This is a genomic window from Pseudozobellia thermophila (genome assembly GCF_900141855.1).
GTDB classification, from domain to species: domain Bacteria; phylum Bacteroidota; class Bacteroidia; order Flavobacteriales; family Flavobacteriaceae; genus Pseudozobellia; species Pseudozobellia thermophila.
The window spans coordinates 171,117-188,731 of sequence record NZ_FQYU01000004.1 but is presented as its reverse complement, the minus strand read 5'-3'; the positions used below and the strand labels follow the sequence as shown (position 1 = coordinate 188,731).

General features: G+C 40.1%; 14 protein-coding genes. 1 reads left to right on the top strand and 13 read right to left on the bottom strand.

What is annotated here, in order from left to right:
- Positions 1-2: 2 nt before the first annotated feature.
- The gene (locus BUB37_RS12655) at positions 3-1,190 is read left to right on the top strand and encodes an OmpA family protein (protein WP_072994296.1); all 1,188 of its coding nucleotides are present in this window, start codon (positions 3-5) and stop codon (positions 1,188-1,190) included.
- Between the two features lie 17 nt (positions 1,191-1,207).
- On the opposite strand, the gene BUB37_RS12650 is transcribed toward BUB37_RS12655, so the two are convergent.
- The 13 genes from BUB37_RS12650 to BUB37_RS12590 all read right to left on the bottom strand — a co-directional run bounded on the left by BUB37_RS12650 (position 1,208) and on the right by BUB37_RS12590 (position 17,570).
- Positions 1,208-3,253: an HAD family hydrolase gene (locus BUB37_RS12650; RefSeq protein WP_072994187.1), complete on the bottom strand. Its 2,046-nt coding sequence runs from the start codon at positions 3,251-3,253 to the stop codon at positions 1,208-1,210.
- Between the two features lie 310 nt (positions 3,254-3,563).
- A complete protein-coding gene (locus BUB37_RS12645; RefSeq protein WP_072994186.1) occupies positions 3,564-4,220 on the bottom strand; it encodes an HAD family hydrolase in 657 nt (218 codons plus the stop codon).
- Positions 4,204-5,172: an ATP-grasp domain-containing protein gene (locus BUB37_RS12640; protein WP_072994185.1), complete on the bottom strand. Its 969-nt coding sequence runs from the start codon at positions 5,170-5,172 to the stop codon at positions 4,204-4,206. The genes BUB37_RS12645 and BUB37_RS12640 overlap by 17 nt, the downstream gene beginning before the upstream one ends.
- Entirely contained in the window at positions 5,169-6,188 is a 1,020-nt protein-coding gene (locus BUB37_RS12635) for a glycosyltransferase (RefSeq protein ID WP_072994184.1), read from the bottom strand. Before BUB37_RS12635 ends, BUB37_RS12640 begins: the two co-directional genes overlap by 4 nt.
- A gap of 2 nt (positions 6,189-6,190) precedes the next feature.
- On the bottom strand, positions 6,191-6,796 hold the full coding sequence (locus BUB37_RS12630) for a sugar transferase (RefSeq protein ID WP_072994183.1): 606 nt from the start codon (positions 6,794-6,796) through the stop codon (positions 6,191-6,193).
- A gap of 102 nt (positions 6,797-6,898) precedes the next feature.
- The gene (locus BUB37_RS12625) at positions 6,899-8,062 is read right to left on the bottom strand and encodes a glycosyltransferase family 4 protein (protein WP_072994182.1); all 1,164 of its coding nucleotides are present in this window, start codon (positions 8,060-8,062) and stop codon (positions 6,899-6,901) included.
- Positions 8,063-8,108: 46 nt separating this feature from the next.
- Positions 8,109-9,248, bottom strand: a complete 1,140-nt coding sequence (locus BUB37_RS12620; RefSeq protein WP_072994181.1) for a glycosyltransferase — start codon at positions 9,246-9,248, stop codon at positions 8,109-8,111.
- A gap of 64 nt (positions 9,249-9,312) precedes the next feature.
- Positions 9,313-11,034 carry an asparagine synthetase B family protein gene (locus tag BUB37_RS12615; protein ID WP_072994180.1) on the bottom strand — a complete coding sequence of 574 codons (1,722 nt, stop codon included), beginning with the start codon at positions 11,032-11,034 and terminating at the stop codon, positions 9,313-9,315.
- A 64-nt stretch (positions 11,035-11,098) separates the two neighbouring features.
- On the bottom strand, positions 11,099-12,133 hold the full coding sequence (locus BUB37_RS12610) for a glycosyltransferase (RefSeq protein WP_072994179.1): 1,035 nt from the start codon (positions 12,131-12,133) through the stop codon (positions 11,099-11,101).
- 91 nt (positions 12,134-12,224) lie between these two features.
- The gene (asnB, locus tag BUB37_RS12605; protein WP_072994178.1) at positions 12,225-14,081 is read right to left on the bottom strand and encodes an asparagine synthase (glutamine-hydrolyzing); all 1,857 of its coding nucleotides are present in this window, start codon (positions 14,079-14,081) and stop codon (positions 12,225-12,227) included.
- 223 nt (positions 14,082-14,304) lie between these two features.
- Positions 14,305-15,459, bottom strand: coding sequence for an O-antigen ligase family protein (locus BUB37_RS12600; RefSeq protein ID WP_139278111.1), 1,155 nt, complete (start codon positions 15,457-15,459; stop codon positions 14,305-14,307).
- Between the two features lie 4 nt (positions 15,460-15,463).
- Positions 15,464-16,561, bottom strand: coding sequence for a glycosyltransferase family 4 protein (locus BUB37_RS12595; protein WP_072994176.1), 1,098 nt, complete (start codon positions 16,559-16,561; stop codon positions 15,464-15,466).
- Positions 16,562-16,667: 106 nt separating this feature from the next.
- Positions 16,668-17,570: a glycosyltransferase family 2 protein gene (locus BUB37_RS12590; RefSeq protein WP_072994175.1), complete on the bottom strand. Its 903-nt coding sequence runs from the start codon at positions 17,568-17,570 to the stop codon at positions 16,668-16,670.
- Positions 17,571-17,615 lie beyond the last annotated feature (45 nt).

Sequence of the window (17,615 nt, the reverse complement as noted above, 5' to 3'; positions counted from 1 at the left end):
GCATGAAACATTTTACGAAAGGTATCTTAATCGGCCTATGCCTGACTTTTCAGGTTCTTTTTTCCCAAGAGGGAGGGGGCGAAATACAACTCACATCGAAGGATAGCCTTATTGCCCGTTCATGGCATGTGGGACTCGGATACAACTTTGTCGACGATTCGGGCGATGTTTTCGACGAGCTGTTTGCCGTCGGTACGCAATGGAATTACCTGGCCTATCCCTCACGGATAAATGTGGGAAGGTATTTTAAGAGCGGACTCGGGGTCGAGGCCATTGCCAGTTACAATAAATATAAGGTCGGTGCCTATATTGACGGGGAGGTCAACCAAGAGGAGACCGACTACTATGCGATCGATTCCCGCCTGAGCTATGATATTATGAAGCTTTTTGGCCGCGATAGCTGGTTCGATCCCTATGTCGGGGTGGGATTGGGCTATACCAAGGCCAACAACCAGCCCAGGGCTACCTACAATGCCGTCATAGGGTTCAGGACCTGGATAACGGAGCATTGGGGGCTTGACTTTAGTTCGTCCGGGAAATGGCGTATAAAAAAGGATGCGGGGACCAATCACCTACAGCATGCCGCCGGGGTGATCTATAGGTTCGGGATCGAAAGGGAGCTGTCGAGGAAAGGCGAGGAGAAACTGGCCCAGATCGAGGCCTTGGAGCAGGAAAGGCAAAGAAAACAAGACTCGTTGGATGCCGTTCAACGCGCGAAGGAAGCGGAGGCTTTGGCCCAAAAAATGGCCAGGGAAAAGGCCTTGGCCGAAAAAAAGGCGGCCGAAGAGGCGAAATGGGCAGCCGAAAACGAAAGGAAACAACGGATAGCGGACGAAATAGAGGCCTTGGGCCATGCCCACTTCCCTTTGAACTCCTCGTACCTGACACAGGAGGCGAAACTCATACTTGACGGCCTTTCGGAGCTTATGCGCAAATACCCCAAACTAAAAATAGAGGTAAGCGCCCATACCGATTCGCGGGGCAGTAGCACCTATAATAAGTGGCTGTCGCAACGAAGGGCAAAAAGGACCGTGGATTACCTCATAGGCAAGGGTGTCGACGAATCGCGCATACGTAGCGGTGCCTATGGGGAGGAAAGGCTGCTGAACGAATGCGACGATCACACCCATTGTAGCGAGGACAAGCACCGGATTAACAGAAGGTCGGAATTTGTGATCACGGACTTTTGATACGTGGGCGATATGGGCTAGGAGAGTAAGCCCTTTTTGAACCATTTATCCTTGGCCCAGCAATTGAGTTTGATGTAGTAGTAGGTCAGGTCGATGGGTTTCGAGGCCCAATAAAAACCCTTGTTGTATAGAAAGGGTTTGACCTTTACCACGTATCGGAACACTTTTTCAGGTGCGATAATGAATTTCTTAAGCAGGCTTAGTTTGCTGGTCTTGAGCTGGCTGGGGTCGTATGTGATCCCGACCTTATTGGCGCCTACATTTTGATAGAACCCTTTGGAGAGCTGGGTGACGAATCTAATTTTTCTTTTTGTTGAAAATATACCCGCACGCAAGGCCATATCGGTCAAATAGTGCTGCACCATTTCTTGGGTGTAATCTATGCTTCTCAATAGGGCAAAGAGCTCTTCAAACCTTTCGAACATATAATCCTGTACGGGAGCGATCAATTGCTCGTAGCTTTGTTTTTCGTTCTTTTCATGAAATTCGACCGTAGGCTTGCCGGGGTCGGAGCTATAGTACAACGTACTGCCGTGGGGTGCGGCCAACAGCTGTTCGTACAGCTGTCCGTTGGCCATTAGGATGTTATCTGAAAATGTGCTGTTCGGGTAAATGGAGAAGTTGAGTCCGTACCGCTTCGTGTTCTTTTCGATATTGTATATCTCCTTTAGGCCCAGATAGTATCCGGTGACGGGTACTTTATGGTCCAAAAACCGGTAAAGCGCCTCTTGCATGGTGCCGCCCCAGCCTACGTCGACCAGGGCCAGTCCGTCCTTTTCGTAGTCGGCCCCAAATGAATTCAAATAAGCAATAAAGGCGGTTTTTTGGAGTTGCCTATTTTCTGAATAAGCTTTTTGAAAGGTCTTGTTCTCCCTGAGAAGGTGCATGGCCTCCGAATCGGAAAAATGGGGAAAGACTTGGTCCGCAGGGCAATCGACTTCATCCAGTATCTGTTGTTTTGTGCGGGCCGGGAAGGGAAACCAATCGAGGAAGTGGGAGGGCGACATTGCACCGAACTTTTTCATCAGTTTGCCAAAATTCTCCTCTTCAAGCGGTTTTAAGGCCAATTGTGTTGCCGACTGCCTTGATGCTTTTAGGTAATGTGTGTTGATGCGATGCTCCTTGGGCACCAGGTTGAGTTCTTGGTACGAATCGAACAGCCGTTTGAGGTAATGGCCCTCACGTGCCAAGAAGAACAAGTCTTTTACCCCGTTTTTTCTGGCGTTCAGGTACAGCCTTTCCGTAAAGAAATAAAAGTGTAAAATGTATTCGCTGAAGGGATGTTCGCTTCTCGAGCACTTTTTCTCGATGGTCCTGCATGCCCGTATAAAGTCGCTTTTGTTGCTTCCAAACAGGTTCTGTTTGTTTCTGAGCTTATGGGACATGTGTTTTAAATGAATGGCCGTCATCCCAAGTGCCTGTGCGTTTATCACATCACTTTTTTTATTGTCCCCTATCATGATAACTTCCGAAGGGGCAATTTTCAGTTCTTCAAGTACATGCCTGTATAGCGAACCATTTTCCTTGCAGTGCCCCTCATCGCTTGAAACAAATATTTCATTGAACAGCTCCGTAATACCGTGATGCCCCAAGATATTGGAAATGATCTCTTTGGACAGGTAGAAATCGGACAAGAGGTAGATTCGGTATCCTTGTTTCCTTAGGTCGTACAGTTTACGAACGAGTTTGTCATTTGTAAATTGAACCGAAGTTTCGGCAATGGTATCTGCCCGTTTAAAGAGCGATTCGAAAGAAGGATAATCCTCATCCGGTAAATAATCATTGTGAAGTAGACGCAGGAACACTTCCTTTATAACCGAGGTATAGGGAATCTCTAAGGGGTTTTTTTGATTTTTCGTGCTTACGAACGATATGGCGTTCTGCCTAATACCGAATAGCTGCTCCGAGGAAATGGTGAGTCCCAGCTCGTTAATAACATATTTGGCCCATAAGCGCAACGTATAGTTGGGGTGCACCCTTCGGTGCACCAAAGTGTCGAAAAAGTCCGTAAACAGGACCTTTTTACCAGGCAAGGAGTTTAGTTTTTTATCTAAGGTGTCCAATGGAACGGGGGTTTGTAAGCGTTCTCAATACCCCATTTACCTAATAAACAGCAAGAATATGACCGGCGACCGGTGATATATCGATAAAATAATATCTTCTTTTACATGGGCCAGCCAAAGCTTTAACCGAAATTTCTTTGAGGGGGTAGTTGAAGTTGACACTTTATTTTGTTTACGGGGTTCACGTGCAAATATCTACGACGAAATGCAGTTTATGGACGTGTTTTAAGGAAATATTAAGAATTTATTCGATGAACTGCACAACCCTGAAATCGAATGGGCTTCGATACCTTAGGCCATTGAATCGGACTTAAACGACCCTTAGTTCGGTAAGGCTCGTCACAAATTTACTGGGAAGATGTTTAGGGGTCATGTAAAGGTGGGCGCTGTGATGTATGTTCAGGCCATTGTCCAAAAGACATATGGTTTCCCAACCCAACTGATTGGGGGCAATAAAATCTTTGCGTATGTTATCGGCGATATAGCAATAGGTGTGGTCGGGGAAGGCTTCCGCAATCGCCAAATAATTTCTTATATCGGGTTTTTCTGACCCGAATTCCTCTGAAATTATGATGATATCGAAAAGGTCTTGAATGCCCAAGGCTTGTAGCTTGGCCCGTTGTGTTTGGCTTCTCCCGTCCGTAATGAGGCCAATTTTGCCCGATTTTTCCCTTATGTTTTTTAGTAGGGGCAGGGCACCGTGAAACAGGGCAATCTCCGGCTTATGGTTTCTGTAGGTCGAGAGTAATTCGTCCTTGTCGCAATTGTATTCTTGGGCAAGAAAGTCAAAAACGTTTTTTGAACACCTATATAGGGAGAACATGGTAGCAAAAAGTTGCCTCCATTTTTTCGGGTCAATTTTTTTCGCGATCTCCCGATAGGCCGACTGCAGATAGGTGATTTCGTTGTATAGGGTGTCGTCTAAATCAAAGACGATTACCGATCGCTGATCAACCGTTATATCCATGGACCAAAATTTCGTCGTCGTAACGTATCATCAACAAATTGCTTTCCCAGCATTCAAAGGCTTTTTCTATCTTTTTATTCTCGCCGTATTCCTGGATAATCCATTTTGGGTAATTGGCACCGGCCAAATACGATAGGGGATAGCCTCCACCGAACCTAGGGTTGATTTCAATGGCATAAATGGAAGCGTTCGAATTGTTCAGGAAGAATTGGGCGGTCAGGCATCCTACGGCACCCTCTACCTTGTTCAGTTTTTCCTGTAAAAAAGGGACGAGCCTATTGCTTACCGTTAAGGCCTTGTATACTTCACCGTCCCTTACTTCCAGTCGCTTTCGGGGCACGATGCATTTTAGTTCATGGTCTTTTCCGTAGTACAGGTCACATGTGAACTCGTCAAATTCGTCATGGTCCAAATATTCCAAGAACATTAATTTGTCGTTTTCGAAGTGATACTCGGTCAATTCGCTTTTGTCCCTGATTAAATAGGTATCGACGCTTCTACTGCCGTCAATGGGTTTGATGAACATGGGCAGTTGAAAGTCTTGCTTGGTATATTCCTTGGCTACCGACACCCCGTGGGATTCGAAAAACCTATGAATTTCCCTTTTGTCACGACATTGTCCGACAAATTTTTCGGAGGCAACCAAGGGGGTAATTCCCTTCCCTTCCAACAGCGACCTATTTTGTGCCAAGGGAAGCAGTTCGGTATCGATGGTCGGAACGATCAAATCGATTTTTCGGGCGCTACATTCTTCGATCAACACGTCGAAGTAATCCGGCTCGGAGAGATAGGGCACCTTAAAATATCCGTCGGCAACGTGGCATGCAGCGGATAGTATGGGGTTGGCATCCGATGCGTATACCTTGCCATGGGGGTATATTTTTTTAAGTTCCTTTTGAAAGGCCCTGACCAAGGAAACACGTCTACCTGCTGATGATATGAGAATATTCATTTGATAAGATTGTAAAGTGACCTGAATATTTTGATGAACGGGTTGATCAACGGTTTGCGGTTAAAGATAAAGACCAAAAACGAATAACTGAAACCGTGGTAATCGGGTCCTAAAAACTTTTTAAGCGGATAGGCGTCTATTTTTTCAAAACCTTCCAGCATTTTAGGGATCTCCGATATGGAAATATCGGACTTCATCAGCCTTACCAATAAAAAGAAAACAAAAGATTGCTGTCGGGTTTTAAGGCGGGTCAAACAGGCTTGGGCGTTTGGGTGGTCTTTAGGGAGCCGCTCCATTAAGTCGTGGTATACGTGGGCCGCATTGGCATTGTCGTAGATTACCTTGTTGTAGTGCCCCGGACTTTTGTTGCGCATGGCCGAGGTCGGTAAAATACGGTACCTGTGCGCGTCGAGCGGAATATGTGCCATTCTTTTTGCCTCGCAGAACAGTTCTGCGGTCAGTATGGCATCTTCCATCCATTTGCCTTCTATAAAACGGATACCGGTAGCTTGCATAAACTCCCTTTTAACGATAAACCACCATATTTCGTTGTGGTATTTTTTATTGGCGATATAGGTAATTCCGTCGGTGACCTTAAGGTCGCCAAAATCGTCGGTTAGGTTTTCTGAGGTAGGATACTTTTTTTCATAGACCGATTTACTGTTAAAACTTAAGATATCGAGGTCCGATTCTTCAAGTTTCGACAATAAGACCGGCAGCGTGTCTTGGGCCAGGTAATCGTCGGGGTCTAAAAAGTAGATGTATTTGCCCCGTGCGACATCGTACCCCGAGTTTCTCGCGGCACCGACCCCCCCGTTTTTTTTGTCGATTACCTTGATGTTCCCGTATTCTTGGGCGTACTTGGTGGCGATCTGTAGGGTGGCGTCCTTAGATTCGTCGTTGACGATTATAATTTCATACGATGTGGGAGCTAAGTTCTGGTTCAATAGGCTATCTACACATTCGGGTAGATATAGCTCCATGTTATAACAGGGTATTACGATACTTAGCCTCATATTTAGTTGTTACCGGTAAAAACTTCCATGGTTGCACTTGTGTCTGAACTAATGCCGTCACTTTTTATAACTTTGAGTAGGGTCAAGAAGATAATTTTTACATCCAGAAGAAACGAAAGATTATCCACATACCAAACATCGTATTCGAATTTTTTGGACCAAGGGATGGCATTCCTGCCGTTTACCTGGGCCCAACCGGTAATACCCGGCTTAACCTCGTGTCTTCTTTTTTGGAATTCGTTGTACAGGGGGAGGTAGGAGACCAATAAAGGACGCGGGCCTATAAGGCTCATATCGCCCTTTAGGACATTAAAAAGTTGGGGAAGTTCGTCCAAGGATGTTTTTCTTACAAATTTTCCGGCAGGGGTAAGCCTTTTTTCATCGGGGAGAAGCTTGCCGTTCGCATCTTTTTGGTCGTTCATGGTCTTGAACTTCCATATGGTAAAGATTTTGCCGTCTTTTCCGGGGCGTTTTTGGGCGAAAAACACCTTCCCATTGTTGGCGATGGCCAAAAACAGAATGACCAATACAATGATGGGAGAAGCTATTAACAAGGCGAAAAACGCGATGAAAAAGTCAAAAACTCGCTTTAGAAAGTGTTGGTACATGGGTTACATCACTTATGGGGGCAAAATAAAGATAAATATTTCTATTCTGGTATATACCTAGACGAAGTACAGGTAAATTAGGTTATGGTCTTTTTTTTACCTCTACTTATCGCTATACAAATGGCTTAAACGTCGATACTCCTCTAATTGTTCCGTCCAAACGAAGGTATTGCTATAGCGGTCGGCAATCCTTTTGCGGTATAGGTTGTTGGCACTGGTAGAGACCTCTATCTTGGTCAGGGTTTTCCGCATGGCATCGATGAGCTGGGAGGCATCCTTAGGGGGGATAATGGTGCCGTTTATGTCGTTTTCTATAATTTCGTTCGAACCGTTGATATCGGTTACGATACAGTATTTTCCCATAGCTCCGGCTTGCAAGAGTACGTTCGGAAAACCTTCCCTATAACTGGGGAAGACAAAAACATTGCACAGGGCGAAATAGGGGCGTACGTCTTTTTGCCAACCCACCGATAGAATAGCGGGGTTGTTGTGCATTTCGGATTCTATTTCCGCTGGTAGTGGGTCTAGCTCCCTTTCATAGGGCCCTACCAAAACCAGTTTGGAAGATGGATTTTGCTCTTGTATCTCCTTGAATGCGGTTATAAGCTCAGTAATGCCCTTGTCGTTGGTAATCCGGCCTACAAAGAGCCATACAAAGTCGTTGGGGGCCAGCCCTAGGTCCGACTTCAGCCCATCGATATCGTCCTTGGTGTAGAGTTCGGGGTTGAAATGATCGAGGTCTATTCCGTTTACATTGCCGTGACCGATAATTTTAAGGGGTTTGTTGGTAATGCCATAGTCGATCAGGTCTCTTTTGACCCCCTGGCCCTCGGGGTAGACATGGGTGGCGCAAAAGCAGATTACCTTATCGATAAAAATGAGCATTTTTTTCATTAATCCTTTTTGTGTCGGAAAGACCAGACCGGTAAAGGTGTGCATTCTTATGGGCACTCCGGCCAACCAGCCCGCCAACATGCTGAGTAAACCGGCTTTTGGGGTGATGGAGTGTATTATAAAGGGTTTTTCTTTTTTAAAAACCCAATAGAGTCTTGCCAGTGAGGCCAAATCTTCGAAAGGTCGGATCCGTCGGTTGATTTTTACTTCAATGGTTCTTATTCCTTCCTGTTGCCGTAGTGTTTGATGCGGTGCTCCGGGCGATGCCAGGCCAACCACTTCGAACTCCGAATTGATAAAGGCCAGTTGTCCTTTAAGAAGAACCGACAAGGAGCCGGGAAGGGCGGCAATGCGGAAAAGTTTCTTTTTCATAAGCTTTAGGTGCTATGGTTGGACAAGCAAGGGGTACAAATGTCGATTATTGTTTGATAAGGGCTTTTTCATAGGCTTCTAAAATACCTTCCTTTCCAAAATCCTTTACCCGTTCGAGAACATGGGCCCTACAATCGCTTAAGTAGTCCGGGTTTTCGAGGAAGAAAGACATGCCCTTGGCCATAAGGTCAACATTGCCGACGGGAGTTAAAATTCCGTAGGGAGTTTTCATAATATCGTCATCAAGTGGGGCTTTCAGCTCCATGATTTCACTGGGCCCCGATTTGCAATTTGTGGTCAAGATGGGCAGGCCGCAACACATGGCTTCGAGAAGAACGTTCGGAAAGCCCTCGTGATTGGAACCAAAGACGAAGAGATCGGCCCCCTTTAAATACTGATAGGGGTTGTTGTCAAAGCCAAGGAAGAAGATGCGGTCTTGTAAATTCAATTCTTTTGTGAGTTCGGTCAGATATTCCAATAGAACTCCGCTGCCCAAAATATATAACCTGGCTTGAGTTAGACTTGGTAAGGCGCGAATCAAAAGTTCATGGTTCTTACCGGCATCAAGCCTTCCCACTGTGATCATGTTGAAATAGTCGGGGTCAAAAAACGAGGTAGCCGCTTGTCTCTTTGAAATATTCTTAATGTCGACCGGGTTATAGATGACATCGGTTATATGCGAATCAATATCGTAGTTTTTTATTAAGTCGTTGGCATTCCCCTGGGAATTACAGAGAATATAATCGGCTTTGGGATACAATTTGGAGATAAGCCAGTTATTCGCTTTTGACTGAAAATCCCCATAGCCGTATTGCAGACTGGGAAACGATCGTTCGCTAATAATGATTTTGGGGCGCGACGAAGTAAATAATTGAGATAAAGTATTAATGTAGTTTGGCCGCGTAAGCAAGCTAAACGAATGGGTAACATCTAATTTTTTCAGGAGTCTAGCATATTTAAAGGCCAAAAAAGGGAGTTTTAGTAGTTTGATTATTCCATTTTCATCGCCCTTTGACCTTTCTAAAAAATGGATATTAATGTCTTTGGGAATGTCATAACTGATCGTGTCGTTCATAAGCACCAAATGAACGGTAAACCCCTGTCGTTTTAGGTGGGGTAGGAGGTAGGAAACCACGCGTTCGGCTCCACCACCGGCCATGGAATATATAAAAAGCGTTACGTTCATTAGGATGCCAAATTGTTTATGTTATTCGCTTATAATCGAAACTTCTTTCAGTGAATTAAAAAGTTTAATTGAATTGGGTTTCAGATTTTAGTAGCCTATTCATATAAACGATAATGTAAATTCGGAATGCGAGAACATTATAATCTAAATTTAATGGTGTGTTAGATAGAATCATATTTTTTAGAAATTTGGGGATATTTCGTTTTGCAAAAGCAATAAACTTTTGCTTTTTGCTTCTTTTTTTATTTAATGATTCTTTGCTCATTGTTTTTGAAAGCACATCGTCTATAAATCCATTGGGAAACAGTTCTTTTACATCTTCTTTTTTTAGTTCTTGTTGCAGTATAGCAACTACCTCAGGATGTTTTAGGATTTGTCCTGGGTCGGCATTTGCACCCTTGTTTGCATATTCTATTTTGGGTTCAAGAGAATCAATAATTTTTTTGAAGAGTTTCTTTTCCGTCCTTAAACCGTCAGGGAGGCCTCTTACAACATTTAATATTTTATATGAGAGAAGAGGCGTTGTCTGTTCAACATAACCCAGTTTAAGGTCTGATAAAGCAGAAAGAACAGTAGGTAGTCTAAATTGATGGTAGATTCGATCTCGCCAAGAGCTTAAAGTTTCGCTTGGTAACTGTTGAAGTTCAGAGGGCAAATCCTGAATTTTCAGGCCGTATTTATTACAGAGTCTTCTTAGGTTTTCAAAATCGCCACATAGGGCACAGCCATTGTAATAGCGAACATTTATTTTGGTAGAGACATCCGACCAACCAAAACCTTCATCACCTCTGATAACACCTTGAACATTATCTTCAAAAAGAGTTTTCCATATATTAAAACCATCCATGTAGCCACCTATATGGTCAATTCTGCCTTCTCCCATAATGATAAACCTATCTAAAATGGTTTTCATCGGTTCGTTACTCAGATCCGTATGATAATATTTATGGGGAATACCTAAGGTCTTTGAAATTTTTTTAGCGACGTATGCGTCATTTCCTATAATGTTTTGAGATTGTTCTAACCCCCAAGTTATAGTTCTTGGTTTAGTATTTAATTTTTTCTTAATCAGGAAATATAGAATCCCTCTACTATCATACCCCCCGGAAAGTGGCAAAACCCAATTTCTAAGGTCAAAATTTATTTGTTCAAAAGTTTGGGATATAGATATACTTAGTTTTCTTCGATAATTTTTTCGTGAATCTTTTATATGTTTAAAAACGATATCATTTTGTTCTAATTTGATTTTCCATGTGTCTTTGTCCAAAACGAGGGAAGAAGCTGGAGGGATACGTTTAATTCTTTTGTCCCATGATGCCGATGGCCCTAGTGAGCCGGTAGATAAAACCCAAGGAATACATTCGCTGTTAGGCTCATAGCTTCCAAGGAAAAGAATTATTGCTCGTTGCGAAGTAGATGATATTAATTTTTCCTCGTCAAAAAAATACCATATTGTTCTTGAAGCTACAGCGTCGGCGGTCGCTACGAATTTATCTTTAGTGTCTCTAAATAAAGCATACGACCCATCTGGAAATTTTACTTCATCGGAATTCCAGATTAATTCATTGTTTTTTTCAAAAGTCTGACCAAGTAAGACATTGTTCCCATTATACAATATCGTAGCCATTGGGTTTATAATTCCGTAGGAAAGATACTGGCTGGAGACTATTTTTGGTAGGTTGGCAGTTATGTTGTCAGGTTCCAACTTTCTGCAAATATGAAGTAATTTTTCTTCTATGTTGTTTGGGGTACCCTTTCTGTAATAGACATTTATAATTTTAGACATAACAGGTTTTGTTTGTAGTAGAGGTAATTAAAATAGGGAAAGGTATATCGTCTTATTTTTTTGCCTATGTTAATAGTAAATCTTCATACTTTTTAATAATTACACTTGAGCTAAATTTAGCAAGTACTGAGCTTCGAATCCTTTTTCGGCTCCATATTTTTTCTGAATTTAGCGATTTAAAATACTCGTCTTCACTATTTACAAGGAAACCGTTAACTTGATGTTCTATTATTTCTTTTGTGCCACCAGGAACATCGAATGCCAAAACAGGTGTCCCCATAAAACAGCTTTCCAATACCGCATTGGGAAACCCCTCGGAATAAGACCCCTGTAAGAAAAGATCATTTTTCTCGAGATACTCATTTACTTTATTGGTAAATGGTATGTGGGTGATTTTGTCTTCCATTCCCAATTTTTTTATTAACTCGAACAAGGCTTCTCGTTCAGGACCATCCCCAATAATGGTGTAGTGAAAATTCCTTTGTAATTTCGAAAGTAACATGATAATTCTAGCGTGGCCTTTTATTTTGTTCAGACGACCAACGGTTATAAGATTGTTCGCTTTATCAATATGGTCGTTCGACCTTATAGGGTCATTATTTGTTATAGGGTTTTCAATAACTTTTATTTTATTCGGAGGGATATTGTACACCTTACCGAAGTTTTTGGACATGTCTTGTGATTGGCATATAACCGTATCTACCCATGATACACATTTGGTTTCCCACCACCTTTTTTTTGTATCGGCCTGTATATTGGTAGGTCTGATGATAAATCGGGTTCTTTTAAATATTTGGGAGAGAAAACCTGCAACCAAATTTAGGTGACCAACTGAAGACAATACGATATCAGGCTTATGTACCCGTATAAAATTTATAATGCTAGGTATGGCATGTAAAACCCTATCTCGATTTAAATAGGTTACGGGTACCTTATCTATATGGTAAGAGGATTCATTTTCTTTGCCCATGACCAACAACTGGCTCTGAAAATGTTTAGGGTCCAAATTTTGAGATAAAAACGAAAAAACCCGTTCAGCCCCTCCCGGAGTAAGGGTGGGAATCATAAAAACAACGGATGTTTTTGTTATCGAACTCATAGGGTCATGTAAATATTTATTAACGCTTAGATGTTAATCAAGGTTATCGCTTCTTTGATTTCCAGTAGCGTGTATTTTTTATAATTTAGCTTTATACTATCGAATAGCCATTACCATTTTTGGATAACCATTGTTTTAAGACTAATAACTTCCAAATCATTGAATAGTGATTCCATTTACCACTCATGTGTTGGTCAATTAAGTTCTTCACTTCCTTGGCGTTTATACAAGATATTTCTGTTAGACTGGCATAAGATAATTCAGCAAGAACATAGTCTTTTAATTCGTTTTTAAACCATACACTTAAAGGCACACTAAATCCTGATTTGGGCCTTTTAAAAATATGCTCGGGAACGTGGGAATATAAAACCTCTTTTAATATTCGTTTTTGATTGTTTCCATAAAGTTTGAAATCAGTAGGGAGGGACTGGGCAAATTCTACGACCCTGTAATCCAAGAGAGGTGATCGGGTTTCTAGGGAATAGGCCATACTGGCCCGATCTACTTTTGTATTAATATCCCATGTCAAATATGTTTTTAAATCAAAGTCGGAAACCCTTTCGTAAATATTTTTATTGGAATGAAAGAGGTATTTTAATTCTTCTATATTTTTTGTATCATAAGTCTCTTTCATCCAAGAAGCGTTGCTATTGGTCATAGACTTGAGGTATGCCTCTTCGATATTTTTTAGTTTAAGGTAAGGGGATAAAACATTAAGACGGTTACTCTTGTGGGGAATATGGTCTAGAATACCAACTGCTAACTTTCTTGCAAAAGAAGGAATATTGTAAATTTTTTTGTTTGACCTTACCCACTGATAACGCTGGTAGCCAAGGAAGCTCTCGTCACCTCCATCACCTGAAAGCGCAACGGTAACCTGTTTTTTCGTGTGTTTAGAGAGCAGCATTGATGGTAGGGCAGAAGAGTCTGCAAAAGGTTCGTCGTAATAGTCGCTAAAGGTGTCTATGAGGTCGATACCTTCCTTATAATCACATTTTATAACGTGGTGGTCTGTTTTTAAATGATCGGCTACTTGACGGGCATAGCTGCTTTCATCAAAGTCTTTTTCGTTAAATGAAACTGAAAAAGTTTTTACCTTTTCCCCACTAACTTTTGAAGCCATAGCTGTAATCAAAGAAGAATCAACCCCTCCTGAAAGAAAAACACCGACAGGAACATCGGCAACCAATCGAATTCCCACAGCATCTTTTAATAGTTTCTCTAGTTCGGTTTTAGCTTCTTGAAAATCGCCCTTAAATTGAAATTTGTTGGCATAATCAATATCCCAATATTGACGTGTTTGAAAATCTGAGTTTGCTAAATTAAAAGTAAAGGAATGGCCATCTTCCAATTTTTTTATTTCATTAAAAATGGAGTTAGGAGAGGGAATCGAATTCCATGTAAGATACTCTTGAATTGATTTTTGGGAAATACTCAGGTTGTTATTAAACAACTGAATGGATGAAATTTGACTGGCAAATTCAAATTGGTTGCCATTGAGGTAATAATAAAAAGGTTTTTGTCCTAGCCGGTCCTTTGCCCCATAAAGGATATTCTTAGAGACGTCATAAATTACAAAGGCAAACATACCGTTTAACTGTGTGGCACAATTTTCGCCATACTCTATATACGTAGCACAAATAACTTCGGTGTCGCTTTCGGTGGTAAAGGTATATCCCTTTTTTTGCAAATCACTTCTAAGCGTTTTGTAATTGTATATTTCACCATTAAAAACAATATGAATTCTATCAGTGTAAGTCATGGGCTGGTCAGACCTTGAATCAAGGTCGATAATTGACAACCTATTGTGACCAAAAGTTAAACACCCTTCTCTATAGGGGAATGTTTCCCACCTCATTTGATCAGGTCCTCTAAAGGAAGTGATTTCCAATTTTTGACGAATTTGTTCTTCCTTATAAGGTATGGTGGTACCGTAGATTCCGCACATCGTTTATTGTATAAATTAAATTTTAATAGGAGGCTAAAGTTTAGATTTAATAACTAGTAACCTTAAAACGCAAGGTCTATTGTGTAAGGTAATTATATTTTTTCTGGTATATTGAGTATTGTAATAGGCGGATTCTACGGAAAAAAATAGTTCTTATCGAAGATCCATTGCCCATTAGTGTCTATATTGGCAAAAAATCGGAAATCAAATAGATTTTCATTGGTCAAGTTTTTTTGTCAATTAGAATTAGTTTTTTTACTTCAGAATTTATTGCAGTATATATCCATAATGCCATAAATATCAAATAACCATCGGTAAAAAAATTATGATTAGTTGCAAGAAGGCTAGCAAGACAGATTGACATGAAAAAAAGATGGGGAGCTTTATAAAAATCTTTATAGCTGCGTTTTATTAGGTAAATAAAATAGAAAATCAAGAGAAAAAACGGAATAATTCCAGCTTCTCCCAAAACTTTTAGATAAGTATTGTGTACACCTAAAAAACCTCCTAATCCACCTCCTCCGAAAGACTCAAAACCATGACCAAAAACAGGCTTTTCTAGAATAAAGTCATAGAAATGGCCCCAAGTTTCAAGCCTAGACCCTTCATTTAAGTCTTTTGCGGCATTCGCATCACCACTAAGAGTAGCTGTAAGTTGGGTGAGCCTTACATTTTTTACGGGTAAAAATGAATTGTAGGCAAATAGGGTAAATAATAGGCCTACACCTAAGAGCAATTTATTAACGTTATTAATTGAGATTTTAATCGAAACTAAATTAATTATTACCCATAAAAGGATGAAGGTTCTAGAAAATGTAAGAAGCCCCATTAAGGTAAAAGTCCATTGTGCGAAAAATCTAAATTTTTTGTTTTTAATCGAATAGCTAAGAGCGTAGCCTAAAATACAGATAAATCCCCCAGAGTTAGGATTTAAATAGAACCCGCTGTATCTCCCGTAGTCTTTTAAAGGATTGTTAAACAAGAAAATTTGTAGAATAATGCTCAATGCTCCTATTAGTAAAAATAGGGTTAATTCTTTTGTAGATGTCCTCTTGGCTAGTTCATTTCCACAAATTATAATGATAAAGTACTTAATCCAAAAGACTAGAAAAACCATTAGTGGAGGTATATAAGATTGACCAGATAGACTTCCAAAAATAAAGTATGTCACTCCAATGATAATAAGCCATTTATTAATATTGCCTCTTTTGTTAGTTATAAAGAACAAAATCAAAAGTCCGAATGAGAGATAGCTTAATACAGAAGATAACACAGGGTTCATGTATTTCAGTACGAATCCAGGTATATTTAGTATAATAAGAGCTAATGTGCTATACTTTAGTATTTTGTTATATGGGGATAAGTGTCCTTCCATCATGGGGTTATACCAGTTTTTCAATATAATTTCGCCATATATTGGCAATAAAATCAAGTTGGTAACTTTCTGTAGATTTCATAGCGTTTTCCTTAAATTTATATTGTAATGTTTCGTTTTCCATTAACTCGACCATTTTTTGCTCTAACATATCTTGGTCTCCTACGGGGATTAAAAAGCCGTTTTTTTGATTTACAATTAGTTCTGAAGGACCGTGTTCGCAGTTGGTGGAGATGGTGGGGATTCCAAAATATAAGGCTTCTAAAAGTGCATTGGGGAATCCTTCATGTTCCGAGGTAAAAACGAATAATGAGGCTCTATTGTAAAATTCGTGAACATTCTGTTGTTTTCCAACAAAACTTATCCTGTTTTCTAAGTTGAGTTCTTTTGTGAGGTCTAAATTTTTCTGTTTAGTGGGGCCGTCTCCCACAAAAACAATTTTCCACCCCTCTTTTTTAATATTGGAAAAGGCTGATATTAAAAGCTCCTGCGCCTTCCCCTTTTTAAAGCTTCCCACATTAAGAATAATATTATCCTTTGGCTTATTGAGCTGCAGATTTCTTTTGTTAGTAAGGGCAGTCGCGATAGGGTTGGGAATTACTATAATTTTTGAGGGGGAAAGCTTTGATGAGTAAAATTGCCTGTTGGCATCTGTTTGCACCACTAAATAGTTGCATAGTTTATAGCTTATATCTCTGACAAATGTTTGTAACTTTGGTAATTTGTATATACTATGGTTGGCTCTTTCACTAATAATGCAGGGTATATGGCATAATTTAGATGCCCAAATAGCATAGATGTTGGAGGTGGTCATAAATCCAATAACCAATTGAATTTTATTTCTTTTGATAATTTTGCTAAGGGTGCTAACCCTTGACATACCATCAATGATTGATTTGATGGGGTTTGTATGTTTTTTTACCTTTTCTGAACAATACAACAGGTTTACATTTGGATTTAATTCGTAAAAGGGGTCGGTTTTAACTAAAGTAATGATAAAAACCTCAAAATTATTAACAAAATTATTTGCTAATTCAGTTATAACTCTCTCGGCACCACCTGATTCTAAATTATAAATTACAAATGCAATTTTTTTACGTTTCATGGTTTAATTGAGAGCTTTAAAATTATTATAAAAAGATTGATTATTTATTAAAAGAGTAGTTTTCTCCTATATATTAACCGGGTTATTTTTTTAGATTATCGAATGTTTACGCATTGGTTAATCTATAAAGTACTTTTTGAGGAAGAACAACAAAAAAAGCAACTATAGAAGCTAAAAACAATGACCATTTTAGACTATGTGTTTTGTCACGGTAAAAGTAAAAGGCTTTTACAAAATTAAAGGCTATACCCCTGTAGAAAGAATATTTTAGTATAGTCAACACTGATAGGTCTTTTAGTTGAAAATAAGAAGTATAGTATTGATTCTTTTCAATACTCAAGCGTGATTTTTTTTTATGAATTAATCCATTTTCAGAATACCAATAAATACGATGCACTAAGTTTACACATAGAAAATCGTAATCTTTATTTATCCTATTCCATGTAGCTCCTTCGCTGACAAAGGAATTTTCATTGTTATACATTTTGTAGGTTTTTAGAACATTGGTTCTCCAACTATGCCATTTTTCACCTATTGGAGGTCTATTTCTATCTAAAACTCTTTGTTGGAAATTTACTTGCCAAAAGTCGGCCGGGAATTTTTCGCCGATAATCTTTCCCCGCTCGTCTTGTACTAGGGTCCATACCGCTGCTATTTGTTCACTATTTTCGGTTTTGTCAATCGTATTCCAAATTAATTTCAGGTCTTCCAAGGTGCTCGAGACAAAAGTGTCATCATCATCAGCAATAATGGTAATTGGTCGACTACACAAATCTATTCCGAAATTTACTACGGGGGCTTTTCCTAAATTTTGAGGTAATTTGTGGTATATGATATTAAAGTTTTTTTCAGCTGCTTGCCACTTATTAACGATTTCCTCAGTATTGTCAATACTGGCATCATCAATGATGATCCATTCAAAGTCCTTATAGGTCTGATGCTTTAGTGAATTGTATACTCGCTCTATGACATTTGCTCTGTTGTGAGTAGGGGTGAGTATGCTAAACATAGGCTAAATTTTAAATGAAGAGGGCTGCCGAAAAATGTTCCGGTT